Annotated in this window: 13 protein-coding genes; 4 read left to right on the top strand and 9 right to left on the bottom strand. The window is 64.4% G+C overall.

The features are described from left to right. Positions 1 to 99: 99 nt before the first annotated feature. From argG to AC0L2J_RS27510, 6 genes are all read right to left on the bottom strand, one after another. Positions 100 to 1,437, bottom strand: coding sequence for an argininosuccinate synthase (argG, locus tag AC0L2J_RS27535; RefSeq protein ID WP_473248802.1), 1,338 nt, complete (start codon positions 1,435 to 1,437; stop codon positions 100 to 102). 93 nt (positions 1,438 to 1,530) lie between these two features. After that, positions 1,531 to 2,307, bottom strand: coding sequence for a phosphatase PAP2 family protein (locus AC0L2J_RS27530; RefSeq protein WP_007604204.1), 777 nt, complete (start codon positions 2,305 to 2,307; stop codon positions 1,531 to 1,533). Positions 2,308 to 2,363: 56 nt separating this feature from the next. Next, on the bottom strand, positions 2,364 to 2,858 hold the full coding sequence (locus AC0L2J_RS27525; RefSeq protein WP_007604202.1) for a hypothetical protein: 495 nt from the start codon (positions 2,856 to 2,858) through the stop codon (positions 2,364 to 2,366). Positions 2,859 to 2,903: 45 nt separating this feature from the next. Next, on the bottom strand, positions 2,904 to 4,106 hold the full coding sequence (gene rlmN / locus AC0L2J_RS27520; protein ID WP_063992320.1) for a dual-specificity RNA methyltransferase RlmN: 1,203 nt from the start codon (positions 4,104 to 4,106) through the stop codon (positions 2,904 to 2,906). A gap of 167 nt (positions 4,107 to 4,273) precedes the next feature. Beyond that, complete coding sequence (locus tag AC0L2J_RS27515) at positions 4,274 to 4,921, bottom strand: invasion associated locus B family protein (protein WP_007604198.1); 648 nt, start codon at positions 4,919 to 4,921, stop codon at positions 4,274 to 4,276. Between the two features lie 117 nt (positions 4,922 to 5,038). Beyond that, complete coding sequence (locus tag AC0L2J_RS27510; protein WP_473395102.1) at positions 5,039 to 5,878, bottom strand: SDR family oxidoreductase; 840 nt, start codon at positions 5,876 to 5,878, stop codon at positions 5,039 to 5,041. 233 nt (positions 5,879 to 6,111) lie between these two features. On the opposite strand from AC0L2J_RS27510, the gene AC0L2J_RS27505 reads away from it, so the two are divergent. Continuing rightward, complete coding sequence (locus tag AC0L2J_RS27505; RefSeq protein WP_007598751.1) at positions 6,112 to 7,086, top strand: NADPH:quinone oxidoreductase family protein; 975 nt, start codon at positions 6,112 to 6,114, stop codon at positions 7,084 to 7,086. Between the two features lie 78 nt (positions 7,087 to 7,164). On the opposite strand, the gene AC0L2J_RS27500 is transcribed toward AC0L2J_RS27505, so the two are convergent. Both AC0L2J_RS27500 and AC0L2J_RS27495 read right to left on the bottom strand, forming a co-directional pair. Beyond that, positions 7,165 to 7,545: a YkvA family protein gene (locus tag AC0L2J_RS27500; RefSeq protein WP_473248806.1), complete on the bottom strand. Its 381-nt coding sequence runs from the start codon at positions 7,543 to 7,545 to the stop codon at positions 7,165 to 7,167. 92 nt (positions 7,546 to 7,637) lie between these two features. Further along, complete coding sequence (locus tag AC0L2J_RS27495) at positions 7,638 to 7,940, bottom strand: 4a-hydroxytetrahydrobiopterin dehydratase (RefSeq protein WP_473395101.1); 303 nt, start codon at positions 7,938 to 7,940, stop codon at positions 7,638 to 7,640. Positions 7,941 to 8,093: 153 nt separating this feature from the next. On the opposite strand from AC0L2J_RS27495, the gene AC0L2J_RS27490 reads away from it, so the two are divergent. Together AC0L2J_RS27490 and AC0L2J_RS27485 are read left to right on the top strand one after the other, a co-directional pair. Beyond that, positions 8,094 to 9,539 carry a TAXI family TRAP transporter solute-binding subunit gene (locus AC0L2J_RS27490; RefSeq protein WP_050992530.1) on the top strand — a complete coding sequence of 482 codons (1,446 nt, stop codon included), beginning with the start codon at positions 8,094 to 8,096 and terminating at the stop codon, positions 9,537 to 9,539. Between the two features lie 103 nt (positions 9,540 to 9,642). Beyond that, positions 9,643 to 11,184 (top strand): alkaline phosphatase D family protein, encoded by a 1,542-nt coding sequence (locus AC0L2J_RS27485; RefSeq protein WP_473395099.1) that lies wholly within the window; start codon positions 9,643 to 9,645, stop codon positions 11,182 to 11,184. 10 nt (positions 11,185 to 11,194) lie between these two features. Here the strand turns inward: AC0L2J_RS27485 and AC0L2J_RS27480 are convergent, their stop codons facing one another. After that, a complete protein-coding gene (locus AC0L2J_RS27480; RefSeq protein WP_473395098.1) occupies positions 11,195 to 11,596 on the bottom strand; it encodes a response regulator in 402 nt (133 codons plus the stop codon). A 156-nt stretch (positions 11,597 to 11,752) separates the two neighbouring features. Between AC0L2J_RS27480 and AC0L2J_RS27475 the strand changes: the two genes are divergently transcribed. Further along, a complete protein-coding gene (locus AC0L2J_RS27475; protein WP_007604181.1) occupies positions 11,753 to 12,517 on the top strand; it encodes a Crp/Fnr family transcriptional regulator in 765 nt (254 codons plus the stop codon). Positions 12,518 to 12,574 lie beyond the last annotated feature (57 nt).

The following is a 12,574-nucleotide window of genomic DNA, read 5'->3' as shown; positions in this document are numbered from 1 at the left end:
TTTTTAGGCACGCCCGTTGCGTGCCTCGCCCACCGGGTGTCTTAGGGGTGGGGGCGCGCCCCCCCCACCCCCCCCCCCCCCCCCGGGGCTACGGGCGCCTCAGCCCTTGTCGCTCTCCAGCCGGAAAATCTGCGAGCCTTCACTGCCGGACAACAGGCCCGTGTCGCTGTAGAGCTTCAGCTTGGCGCGGGTATCGTTGATGTCGAGGTTGCGCATGGTGAGCTGACCGATGCGATCGGCCGGCGTGAACGCCGCGTCCTCGACCTTCTCCATGCTGAGCCGCTCCGGCGCATAGGTCAGGTTCGGGCTTTCGGTGTTGAGGATCGAGTAGTCGTTGCCGCGGCGCAGCTCGAGCGCCACCTCGCCGGTGACCGCGCGCGCGACCCAGCGCTGCGCGGTCTCGCGCAGCATCAGGGCCTGCGAATCGAACCAGCGGCCCTGATAGAGCAGACGTCCCAAGCGCATGCCGCTGATGCGGTACTGCTCGATGGTGTCCTCGTTGTGGATGCCGGTGACGAGGCGCTCATAGGCGATGTGCAGCAGCGCCATGCCGGGCGCTTCATAGATGCCGCGGCTCTTGGCCTCGATGATGCGGTTCTCGATCTGATCGCTCATGCCAAGGCCGTGGCGTCCGCCGATCGTGTTGGCTTCGAGGAACAGCGCGACGGGATCGCTGAAGGTCTGGCCGTTCAGCGCGACCGGCTGGCCTTCCTCGAAACGCACCACGACCTTCTCGGCCTTGACGTTGCAGTCGTCACGCCAGAACGGCACGCCCATGATCGGGTTGACGATCTTGATGCCGCTGTCGAGGCTTTCGAGATCCTTGGCTTCATGCGTCGCGCCGAGCAGATTGCTGTCGGTCGAATAGGCCTTCTCGGCACTCATCTTATAGGCAAAGCCCTGGGCCGTCATGAACGCCGACATCTCGGCGCGGCCGCCGAGCTCGTCGATGAACTGCTGGTCGAGCCAGGGCTTGTAGATGCGCAGGCCCGGATTGGTCAGCAGGCCGTAGCGATAGAAGCGCTCGATGTCGTTGCCCTTGAAGGTCGAGCCGTCACCCCAGATGTTGACGCCGTCCTCCTTCATCGCTGCGACCAGCATCGTGCCGGTGACCGCGCGCCCCAATGGCGTGGTGTTGAAATAAGTGATGCCGCCGGTGGAGATATGGAAGGCGCCGGACTGGATCGCAGCGATGCCTTCGTGGACGAGCTGCGTGCGGCAATCGACCAGCAGCGCTTTCTCCGCGCCGAACTCCATCGCCTTGCGCGGAATCTCGTTGTAGTCGGCCTCATCCGGCTGGCCGAGATTGGCGGTATAGGCGTAGCAGCGCGCGCCCTTTTGCTTCATCCAGAGCAGCGCCGCTGACGTGTCGAGGCCGCCCGAAAAAGCGATGCCGACTTTCTCACCCTTGGGCAGGCTTTTCAGGATCGTGGTCATGGGGCTTCCAATCGGTCTCGAAGGGCGGATGTCGTTTCACGGGTTGACCGCGCGAATATCAAATTTCGCGGGGCTCGGCACCCCTTTAATGGCTCAAACTGACGGCTCGGCACCCGCCTTGCGGCCGAACAGGCGCTGGCGGAGCCGGTAGGCGGGCATGTTCAGCCGGGTCAGGGCGGCATCGACCGCCTCGTCCGAAAACCGGGTCCGCGGCCAGCGGTAAATCAGCGCGTAGGCAAACCAGATCACGACGAAGGTGACGAGGCCGGCGATCGAGACATCGGTGAAGAAGTGGCCGCCAAAGGCCATCCGTAGCCCGCTGGTCACGAGCCCGAACATCACGGCTCCGGCATAAGCGAGCGGTCGCCACGGCGGCGGTGCCAGTGCGGCGGGCGCCAGCGTCCAGAACGCGGTCGCGCCCTCGCCCGAGAAGAACGAGCAGTTGCGCGCGCAGCCACCGCGTGGATCCCACCACGGCACGAATTGCTGGTCGCCGGCAAACTGCGTCACCACCACCGGGCGCGGCCGGCCCCAATAGGACTTGAAGGCGAGATTGGTAAGGATGCCGGCCGACATGATGATCGTGACCAGCAGGAAGACGATCGCGCGCCCGGATACCATCAGGGGGCGGTCGGGCTTGACCATCTTGACCACAAGCGCGACCAGCGCGGGCAGCACGAAGGCCCAGGCGACCCACATCGCGGCATCGCGCGCGAAGCCGGCCCAATCGTTCAGCTTGAGCGGAAACGACTTCGTCGCGGGGTCGAAGAATAGCGCGGCGAGCTTGAGATCAAGCTCGGGATAGAGGCCGAAAACAACGCCAATCACGAGCCACAGCGCCAGGGCGATGAAGAGTCCAGTCCGGTTCATGGCGCGCGGTTTAGCCGAGTGGGGAGGGGATGAAAACCCCGTGGCAAATCAGAAAGTCACCGGGCATCCGGCCGCGAATTCGACGGCAGTGGCGGGGGTGGTTTTCGCAGGGGCGGCGGATTGCGCCAGGCGCCGGCGTTGCGGCCGGCGATCAGCCAGTAGACGACACCGGCGACGATACCGGCGCCGGTCATGATCTCCAGATGCCGCCGCACGATGCCTTCGAATTGCAGCGTGTCGGAATGAAACGGGACCAGGCCGAGATAGCAGGCGAGCCCCACGACGCCGCCGCCCACGGCATAGGCGAGCGCGCTGCGGATGTAGAGCGCCTCGGTGATCGCGACGATCACCGCCGCCGGCACCAGCGCAAAACCGGAGACGAAGATGAAGCCGAACCCGAGCACGATATCGATCGTGCCCTGATCGACGGGACCGGCGCCGAGATCGGCGAACTCCGGAAACAGCAGCGCGACCACGACGATCATGCCGCCGACGAAGCAGGCGGCGAGAAAGCCGATGAAGATGACGACGAGGCGGCCGATCAGGGACATGACGCCACCCTCGCCGTCATTGCGAGAGCATGTGCGCGCATCAGCTCAGTCCGTCATCGCCATGGCGCGTAGCGTCTGGCGCTCGCGCGCCGAAAGCTTTTCCGTCTCCGACTTGAGCTGGCCGCAGGCGGCCAGAATGTCGCGGCCGCGCGGGGTGCGCACCGGCGAGGAATAGCCGGCGTTGAAGACGTATTCGGAGAATTTTTCGATCTGGTCCCAATCCGAGCACTCATAGGCGGTGCCGGGCCAGGGGTTGAACGGGATCAGATTGATCTTGGCATGAATGCCCTTGAGCATCTTCACCAGCAGCTTGGCATCGTCGAGCGAGTCGTTGACGCCCTTGAGCATCACATATTCGAAGGTGATGCGCCGCGCGTTCGAGGCGCCCGGATAATCGCGGCAGGCCTGCAGCAATTCCTTGATCGGATATTTGCGGTTGAGCGGCACCAGCTCGTTACGCAGCTCGTCGCGCACCGCATGCAGCGAGATCGCGAGCATGACGCCGATTTCCTCGCCTGCGCGCACGATGTTCGGCACCACGCCCGAAGTCGACAGCGTGATGCGGCGGCGGGAGATGCCGATGCCTTCGTTGTCGCCAACGATGAGCAGCGCGTCGCGCACCGCGTCGAAATTGTAGAGCGGCTCGCCCATGCCCATCATCACGATGTTGGTGACGCGACGCGTACCGTCTTCGCGATCGGCCCAGTCGTTCAGACGATCCCGCGCGACCATCACCTGTCCCACGATCTCGCCGGCGGTGAGGTTGCGCACCAGGCGCTGCGTGCCGGTGTGACAGAAGGAGCAGTTCAGCGTGCAGCCGACCTGGGAGGACACACACAGCGTGCCGCGATCGGTTTCGGGGATGTAGACGCACTCGACTTCATGCGCCCGCTCGACATTGTCGCCGCTCGGCAACCGCAGCAACCATTTGCGGGTGCCGTCGTTGGAGATCTGCTCCGCCACGACTTCGGGCCGGTCGACGGTGAAATGTTGCGCGAGCTCGGCGCGAATGCCCTTCGAGACCGACGTCATCTCTTCGAAATTCTGGGCGCCACGGAAATACATCCAGTGCCACAGCTGCTGCACGCGCATCTTGCGCTGCGCCGGCGCGACGCCGATCTCGCCGAGGCGATCGGCAAGCTCGGTGCGCGACAGGCCGATCAGCGAGGGCCTCGCCGGCGGCACATAGGTTTCGAGCGGGGTCTTCTCCACCAGCGTTGTGTTGTGCGGCTCAGTCGTCGGTTGCATTGAATGGACCTGATCACGGTGTCGTTCCGGCGCGATGCAAAGCATCGAAGCTGGAATATCGAAATTCCGGGTCCAGTCCTGCGGACCATCCCGGAATGACGGAAAAACTTGGAACCGCCCCTATATAGCAACCGGAATGGCCGATTGCGACCTTATCGACCGCAGGCTTAACGCCTGCAATCCTGCGCGATCTTGTCGAGCGCCTGGGCAAGGCCCTTCAGCGAAAAGGTGTCGGTCGTCTCGGTCCCCTTGGACGACATGCCCTTGACCACGAGATCGGCGGATTTGCGCATGGCCTCGACCATCCGCTCTTCCTCGGCCGCGTTCTTGATCCAGAGACCGTCGCCCTGCGAGTACATGGCGAAAGCGGCCCCGCCGACCTCGACCGAGGATTCAGAGCCCGGCTTCAGCGCGTAGCCGATCATGACCGAGACTTCGTTGTTGACCTTCTCCGCCGGGCGGGTGGAGACGAAGGCATAGGCAGGATCGCGCGGCCGATTCGGCGGGTTGGTCTTCGACGACGACGGCTTGGCCAGCGCGAAGCAGACCTTTTTGCCATTGGGCGCGGCCGAATAGGCGCCCCAGGTGCCGAACTGACCGATCAGGGTCGGCTCGGCACCGCCCGCAACCGCCGCGTGCGGGGCCGCCGGCTTGCTCTCGGGCTTTGCAGCCGTCTTTCCGGTGGTATTGGCGACCGGCGCAGCCGATTTCGGTGCAGTTTTGGGCGCAGGTTGCGCCGTCTGCGCCCGCGCGGAATCGGTGATCCCACAGGCCGCCACGCCCGTCATCAAAGCTAAAATCAGCACCCGCCACATGCTGGAGTGGTTCCCTCAATATTGTGACTGGAAGATGGCCCGGCCGCGCGTTGTCCCCGCGGCAGGGATACCCGGGAAAGTCCAATTTGGGAAGGCAGTTAGCGAAGCTCGCGGCGGCTAGGCCCTGGATCGCGCCGCGCGCTGCTCCGCCCATTGCGCATCGGTCCAGCGCAACAGATCCTCGGCGCCGGAGCTGCGCAAATGCGCGCCACCATCGATCACCACCATCTCGCCGTTGATGTAGCCGGCACAGTCGGAGACCAGGAAGCTGGCGAGGTCGGCAAGCTCGCTATGCTCGCCGGCGCGTCCCATCGGGTTGCGCGCGGCCCACCCTTCGTCACGACCCTCGGGACGGAGCTGACCCGAGGCGCCGGCGGTCGGGAACGGTCCCAGCGCGATCGCGACGGTGCGGATGCCCTTCGGGCCCCATTCCACAGCGAGACTCTTGGTCATCGCCAGCACGGCCGACTTCGCCATCGCCGACGGCACGGTGAAGGCGCGGCCGGTGATGGTCGAGGTCGAGAGGATCGAGAGCACGACGCCGCCATGCTTGCCGTCGATCCAGCGCTTGCCGGCGGCAAGCGTGCAATACATCGCACCATGCAGCGTCGGCGCAAGGATCGCATCCGCGGCGCGGAATGAGAGATGCTCACTCTGCGCGATGAAAGTCGCAGCCGCGTTGTTGACGAGAATATCGAGCGGCGCCTCGCGCCAGATGGCGTCCATCATGCTCTCGACGGCGGTGCCATCGCGGATATCGCAGGCGATCGTCGTGACCTTGCCGCCGGTCTCTTCGCGCATCTCGCTCGCCGTCGCGTCGAGGCGATCGAGCTTGCGGCCGCAGATCACGAGCTCGGCACCAAGCGCGAGGAAGCGGTGCGCCATTGCAGCACCGAGACCCGAACCGCCACCGGTGACGAGGATGCGCTTGTCCTTGAGCAGGCCTGTTTCAAACATCGTTTGAATCCTCTCTCTTTCTTCTTCCGTCATTGCGAGCGAAGCGAAGCAATCCAGGCTATTTTTCCGCGGCACGGATTCTGGATTGCTTCGCTTCGCTCGCAATGACGAGGATAGGACCGAATGCAATTTCAGACAAAGAAACCGGATTGTGGGACCGTGCTAAATCCGGCAGAAACAGCCAAACTATAATTCTGCCTCGAAACGCCAAGTGCTCTCAAGAAGGTGCCGCCATGAAAGCCATCCTCTGCTCGCAATATTGCCAGCCCGACGATCTCGTTCTGGCCGACGTGCCGGATCCGGTGGCCGGTCCCGGCGAAGCCGTGATCGCGATCAAGGCTGCGGCGCTGAACTTCTTCGACATCCTGATGATCCAGGGCAAGTACCAGATCAAGCCGCCATTCCCGTTCTCGCCGGCCGCCGAAGTGGCTGGGGTGATCGAGAGCATCGGCCCCGGCGTGACCGATCTGAAGGTCGGCGATCGCGTCGTCGCCTCCTGCGGCCACAACGGCGCGCGCGAAAAGATTGCGCTGCCGGCGGCATCGATCGTGAAGATCCCCGACAATCTCGATTATGACCGCGCGGCCGGCATCATCATCATCTACGGCACCGCGCTGCACGCGCTGGAAGATCGCGCCAGCCCAAAGCCGGGCGAGACGCTCGCGGTGCTCGGCGCCGCCGGCGGCACCGGACTTGCCGCGTGCGAGCTCGGCAAGCTGATGGGCCTGAAGGTGATCGCCTGCGCCTCGTCGGACGAGAAGCTCGAATTCGCGAAGGCGCACGGCGCAGAACTCACGCTCAATTACGGCAAGGAAGATTTGAAGGAAGGCTTGCGAAAGCTCACCGGCGGCAAGGGCGTCGACATCATCTTCGATCCCGTGGGCGGCACCTATGCCGAGCAGGCGCTGCGCTCGATTGCCTGGGAAGGCCGTTTCCTCGTGATCGGCTTCGCCGCCGGCGATATTCCGAAGATGCCGCTGAACCTTGCGCTGCTAAAAGGCTGTGACATCCGCGGCGTGTTCTGGGGCGCGTGGACGCGCCTCAACCCGGAAAAGAACCGCGCCAATCTCGAGAAGCTCGTGAAGTGGACGGCGGAAGGAAAGATCTCCTCGCATGTCGACCGCGTCTTCCCGCTGGCGCAGACGGCGGATGCGCTGAAGGTGCTCGCGGGACGTCAGGCCATGGGCAAGGTAATCCTGCATCCGTGAGGGTGGGGTGGCGAAGACTCCCTCCCCGAGTCGTCCTGGTGAAAGCCAGGACGACGTTGGAGTTGGAGCGGCGCGCTGCTAGTGCGCCTCCCCCTCATCCACCCCGCGCTTCAGCGCGGCGCGGGCGGCTTCGCGATGCTCGTTCGTGATGTGGCTGGCAACCATGCGGATCGCGGTGGCGAGCACGGCGGCGTCATCGGTGAAGCCGAGGATCGGCATCACGTCGGGAACGAAATCAAACGGCAGGATGAAATAGGCGATCGCCCCGAGCAGCGAGGCCTGGACATGGCGCGGCGTCTGCCGGTCGAAGGCGCAGTAGTAGGCGGCGAGCAGATCCTCCGCGAACGGCAGTTGCGCGGCGACACGCTTCAGCTTCCGCCAGAAGCGGCGACGCACGCTCTCACGATCTTCCGCGAGCCGGTCGGCCGGCTCGAAACCGACGCTGTGTTCGGCAGCCATCTTCGGAAAAACTCCCCGTTCCAGCCTGGGTGGCGGATCGCCGCATCCCCTGCTGATCACAAGATGGGGACGCGGCCGGCCCCTGCAAGACGTCAGCCTGGTGTCAGCTTGGCGATGGCGTTCATCGCCTTGGCGAGCTCGATGTCGAGCGCGGTGACGCCGCCGGCGTCATGGGTCGACAGCACCACCTCCACCGTCTTGTAGACATTGCGCCATTCGGGGTGGTGGTCCATCTTCTCGGCGACCAGTGCCGCGCGGGTCATGAAGCCGAACGCCTCGATGAAATCCTTGAAGACAAAGGTTTTCCCGATCGCGTCGCGTCCCTGAACCTCGCTCCAATCAGGTAATCCGCCCAGCGCCTGCCTGCGCGCCTCCGCCGAGAGCCGTTCTGCCATCGTTGCCTCCATCCTTCAGGGGAACTTTACCCTAACATCGCACTGACGCCCCGGGTTCATACGGGATTAGACCCCATCCGCTAACCATGACGGAGATGTAACCCTGCCGGACAAGAAATTTGCTACACTTGCGGGCGTAAATCGCCGGCCAAGATGAAACTGAGCCTCAAGCGACTGTTCGGGAGATCGATGACCGGGGGATTGGACCTGGCCGAAGCGCCCAACCCGCCCTCGCCGCGATCATCGGCGCGGAAGACGGCGCTCGTGACTCTCGCGCTGGTGCTCGCGATCGTCGGCGCGCTCGCCGGCGGCTACTACTTTGCCATGCGGCCGGAGACGCTGAAGATCGCGGTCGGCCCCGCCAACAGCGATGACGTCAAGGTTGTGCAGGCGCTGACCCAGGCCTTCGCGCAGCACAAGAGTTCTGTGCGGTTGCGCCCGATCCAGACCGATGGCGCCACCGCCAGCGCCAATCTGCTGGCGGAAGGCAAAGCCGATCTTGCCATCGTGCGCGGCGATCTCGACGTGCCGAAAAATGCACAAGCCGTTGCGACCCTGCGCAAGAATGTCGTGGTGTTGTGGTCGGTACCCGTCAAAGGCAAGAAGAAGGGCGCGAAGATCACCAAGATCGCGCAGCTCGCCGGACATCGGGTCGGCGTGGTTGGCCGCACCCAGGCCAACGTCAATTTGCTCAAGGTGATCCTGCAGCAATACGGCGTCGATCCCGCCAAGGTCGAGATCGTGCAATTCCCGGCCAATGAAGTTGCCGAGGCGATCAAGTCGCAGAAGGTCGATGCCTATCTCGCGGCCGGTCCCGTCAACAGCAAGATCACTTCGGACGCGATCGCCACTTCCGCCAAGGAGTTCGGCACGCCGACTTTCCTCGCGATCGATTCCGCCGATGCGATAGCGCAAAATCATCCGGTCTATGAAGCGGCCGAGATTCCCGCGGGCACTTACGGCGGCTCGCCCGATCGTCCCGACGACGAGGTCAAGACCATCAGCTTCTCGCACCACATCGTGGCGCGCAAAGCCGTGTCCGAAACCACCATCGCGGCGTTCACGCGCCAGCTGTTCTCCGCACGCCAGCAATTGGTGACGGAATTCCCGCTGGCGGCGAAGATCGAAACGCCAGACACCGACAAGGATGCGGTGATTCCCGTGCATCCCGGCGCCGCCGCTTTCGTCGACGGCGAAGAAAAGACCTTCCTCGACAGATACAGCGATTACATCTGGTGGACCCTGATGGCGCTCTCGGCCATGGGCTCGATCGGCGCCTGGTTTGCGGGCTATCTGAAAAAGGACGAGCGCGACAACAACAGCCATCTGCGCGAGCGGCTGCTCGACATGATCACCGCCGCTCGAAAGAGCGAAACGACCGAAGATCTCGATCAGATGCAGACCGAGGCCGACGAGATTCTGCGCGACACGCTGCGCTGCTACGACCACGGCGCGATCGAGGAAGGTGCGCTCACCGCCTTCAACATCGCGCTCGACCAGTTCCATGCGGCGGTTGCCGACCGCAAGGCGGTGCTGTTCAGCCTGCCGCAGAACCTGCAGCGCGCCGGCGCGCAATTCCGGGCCGCCAGCAACGCGTAAGCGCTCGCGCGTTATCGCTGCGTCACATTGTCTCAATATAGCGTCGGGCTTCACCGTGGCGACCGCCCTGGATGGTCGCCTCACGCGATATCGAGACCGTCCCATGAACATCAAATTCTCCCGCCGCCATTTCCTGACGACCACTGCCGGCGCGCTCGGCGCGGTCGCAATGCCCCATCTATCCCGCGCGGCCGACCGGCCGGCGGTGACCCATGGCGTGCAGTCGGGCGACGTCACCGTCGACGGCGGCGTGGTCTGGGCGCGCACCGACCGGCCCGCGCAGATGCTGGTCGAGGTGGCGACGACGGAGTCGTTCAGGGATGCCCGCGCACTGCCGCCGATCGCGGCGCTGCCCGAGAGCGACTTCACCGCGAAGATGCTGATCGAAAACCTGCCGGGCGGACAGGACATCTTTTACCGCGTCCGCTTCCGCGATCTGTCGCACACCGCGGTGGAGGGCGAACCGGTGACCGGCCGCTTCCGCACCGCGCCCGCCGACCGCCGCGACGTCAGCTTCGTCTGGGGCGGCGATGTCGCAGGACAAGGCTGGGGCATCAACCCCGATGACGGCGGCATGTTCACCTTCTCGGCGATGCGCAAGCACCGTCCGGATTTCTTCCTGCACTCCGGCGACACCATCTATGCCGACGGCCCTATCCAGGCCGAGGTGAAGCTCGCCGACGGCAAGACCTGGAAGAATGTCACGATTCCCGAGAAGGCCAAGGTCGCCGAGACGCTGGACGAGTACCGCGCCGCGCACAAATACAATTTCACCGACGACAATCTCCGCGCTTTCAATGCCGAAGTGCCGATCTTCGTGCAGTGGGACGATCATGAGGTGACCAACAACTGGTCTCTGTCGAAGGAGCTGCCGGCGACCTACAAGGAGCGCGACATCGCACTGCTTGCGGCCCGCGCAGGCCGTGCCTTCCACGAGATGTATCCGATGCGCGAGAGCATCGTCGAGCCCGGTCGCGTCTATCGCCAGATCTCCTACGGCCCGCATCTGGACGTGTTCGTGCTCGACGAGCGCAGCTATCGCGGCTCGAACGGCCCCAACCTCGAAACCGCTTACGGCCCGGCCAGCTATTTCCTCGGCCCCGACCAGGTCGCCTGGCTCAAGCGCGGTCTCTTGAGTTCGCGCGCGACCTGGAAGGTGATCGCCTCCGACATGCCGCTCAGCCTCGTCGTGTCAGACACGCCGAAGGGGGGATCGGAAGCCATTGCGCAGGGCGACGGCCCGGTGCGCGGCCGCGAGTTCGAGATCGCCGACATCCTGCGTTTCATCAAGATGGCGCCGATCAGCAACACCGTATGGCTGACGGCGGACGTGCATTACGCCGCCGCGCATTATTACGATCCGAACAAGGCGCAATTCCAGGATTTCGAGCCGTTCTGGGAATTCGTGTCGGGGCCGCTTCACGCGGGCACATTCGGTCCGAACGCGCTCGACAATACGTTTGGGCCGGAGGTGCGTTTCGTCAAGGCGCCGGGGAAAGACAACCAGAACCTGCCGCCGTCCGCCGGCATGCAGTTCTTCGGTCACGTCAAGATCGACGGCGCTTCCGGCCAGATGACGGTGACCTTGCGCGACCGCGCCGACGTCGCGCTGTGGTCGACCACGCTCGATCCGAAGCCGGCCTGACGCCGTATCGCTAGTCCGCCGCGCGGACCTGGAGCGCCGCCTCCAGCGCGTCGCTCGAACACGGCTTCTGCAATCGCGGTTGGCCGGCGAATTCCGGCGGGATGCGCGCGTCAGCGCCGTAACCGGTGACGAACACAAAGGGAATTTTCAACGCCGCGAGCCGTTCGGCGACCGCAAAGCTGTTCTCGCGACTCAATCCCACATCGAGCAAGGCGAATTCGGGGGCATGCGCCGCGATTGCGGCCAGCGCCTGTGCCACTGAACCGACCGTGCGCACGCTCTTCACGCCAAATCCGAGCAGGCGATCCTCGAAGTCGATTGCGATGATCGGATCGTCCTCGACGATGAGAACATCGGCGGGACAGTTTGAATCATCGGAAACGGCGGGTGCCATCATCGTAGCTTGGAGCATGAGGTTTCTCTGACTGGGATACCGGGCCACGACGCCTGTACCCGGCGCGGAAGGTTCCCGGAACGAAACCACCACATCACAGTTGTCAGGTCTGTCCACTTGTGCACACAGGACCTCGTCGGAACTCGCTAAGGTGGAGGCGGATGGGAGTTTAAGATGGACGTGCGGACCAGCAACGCCACCGAGATCGACAGCCGGCCGACCAACAATCTGCTGCGGCGCTTGAGCGCGGCCGATTTCGCCCTGCTTGCGCCACATGTCATGCTCGAAAGCGCAGCGGCGAATGAACTGCTCTACAACCCCGGCGATGACGTCCAGGTCGTCCACTTTCCCTGCGGACCATCGCTTGCAACCTTCCTGGTTCCCAACGAAGACGGCCGTGATGTCGAGACCATCCTGGTCGGCCGCGAAGGCGCGGTGGGCGGCATCGTCAGCGAGGGTTATCTGCCGGCCTATACCCGCATCTGCGTGAAATTCGGCGGGCCGTTTGCGCGAATTCACGTCAGCAAGCTGGAGGCCGCCAAGCAGCGCTCGCCCTCGTTGCGCCATGTCTTCGCTCGCTACGCCGACTGCATGCTGGCGCAGATCTTCCAGTCCACCGCCTGCAATGCCATTCACTCGATCGAGCAGCGCACCGCCAAATGGATGCTGGCGGCGATGGAGCGGACCGGCGACGAGAGCAGCGTGCCGCTGACCCACGAGCAGCTCGCGACGCTGCTCGGCGTCGGCCGCAGCTATGCCAGCCGCGTGCTCCAGTCGTTCAAGGCGGAGGGCGTGCTCGACACGCGGCGCGGATCGATCCTGGTCCGCAATCGCGAGGGCCTGCGCCTGCGCGCCTGCATGTGCAACGAGGCCGTGAAGATGCACTTCGAAGAGGTGCTGCGCGGCGTCTATCCGACCGAAGAGCGGCAAGCCGGCTAGCCGCCTGCCTCGCCCCTCTTCGGGGATAAGGAACGGCCGCACTATCCCGCCGGGCGG

The sequence above is a fragment of the Bradyrhizobium sp. MV1.5 genome (assembly GCF_055807615.1).
This window is presented reverse-complemented; position numbering and strand designations above follow the sequence as displayed.

Excerpts from the sequence above, each read along its gene's own strand:
- argG (WP_473248802.1), bottom strand. The coding sequence starts at position 1,437 with ATGACCACGATCCTGAAAAGCCTGCCCAAGGGTGAGAAAGTCGGCATC.
- AC0L2J_RS27530 (WP_007604204.1), bottom strand. The coding sequence starts at position 2,307 with ATGAACCGGACTGGACTCTTCATCGCCCTGGCGCTGTGGCTCGTGATT.
- AC0L2J_RS27525 (WP_007604202.1), bottom strand. The coding sequence starts at position 2,858 with ATGTCCCTGATCGGCCGCCTCGTCGTCATCTTCATCGGCTTTCTCGCC.
- rlmN (WP_063992320.1), bottom strand. The coding sequence starts at position 4,106 with ATGCAACCGACGACTGAGCCGCACAACACAACGCTGGTGGAGAAGACC.
- AC0L2J_RS27515 (WP_007604198.1), bottom strand. The coding sequence starts at position 4,921 with ATGTGGCGGGTGCTGATTTTAGCTTTGATGACGGGCGTGGCGGCCTGT.
- AC0L2J_RS27510 (WP_473395102.1), bottom strand. The coding sequence starts at position 5,878 with ATGTTTGAAACAGGCCTGCTCAAGGACAAGCGCATCCTCGTCACCGGT.
- AC0L2J_RS27505 (WP_007598751.1), top strand. The coding sequence starts at position 6,112 with ATGAAAGCCATCCTCTGCTCGCAATATTGCCAGCCCGACGATCTCGTT.
- AC0L2J_RS27500 (WP_473248806.1), bottom strand. The coding sequence starts at position 7,545 with ATGGCTGCCGAACACAGCGTCGGTTTCGAGCCGGCCGACCGGCTCGCG.
- AC0L2J_RS27495 (WP_473395101.1), bottom strand. The coding sequence starts at position 7,940 with ATGGCAGAACGGCTCTCGGCGGAGGCGCGCAGGCAGGCGCTGGGCGGA.
- AC0L2J_RS27490 (WP_050992530.1), top strand. The coding sequence starts at position 8,094 with ATGAAACTGAGCCTCAAGCGACTGTTCGGGAGATCGATGACCGGGGGA.
- AC0L2J_RS27485 (WP_473395099.1), top strand. The coding sequence starts at position 9,643 with ATGAACATCAAATTCTCCCGCCGCCATTTCCTGACGACCACTGCCGGC.
- AC0L2J_RS27480 (WP_473395098.1), bottom strand. The coding sequence starts at position 11,596 with ATGCTCCAAGCTACGATGATGGCACCCGCCGTTTCCGATGATTCAAAC.
- AC0L2J_RS27475 (WP_007604181.1), top strand. The coding sequence starts at position 11,753 with ATGGACGTGCGGACCAGCAACGCCACCGAGATCGACAGCCGGCCGACC.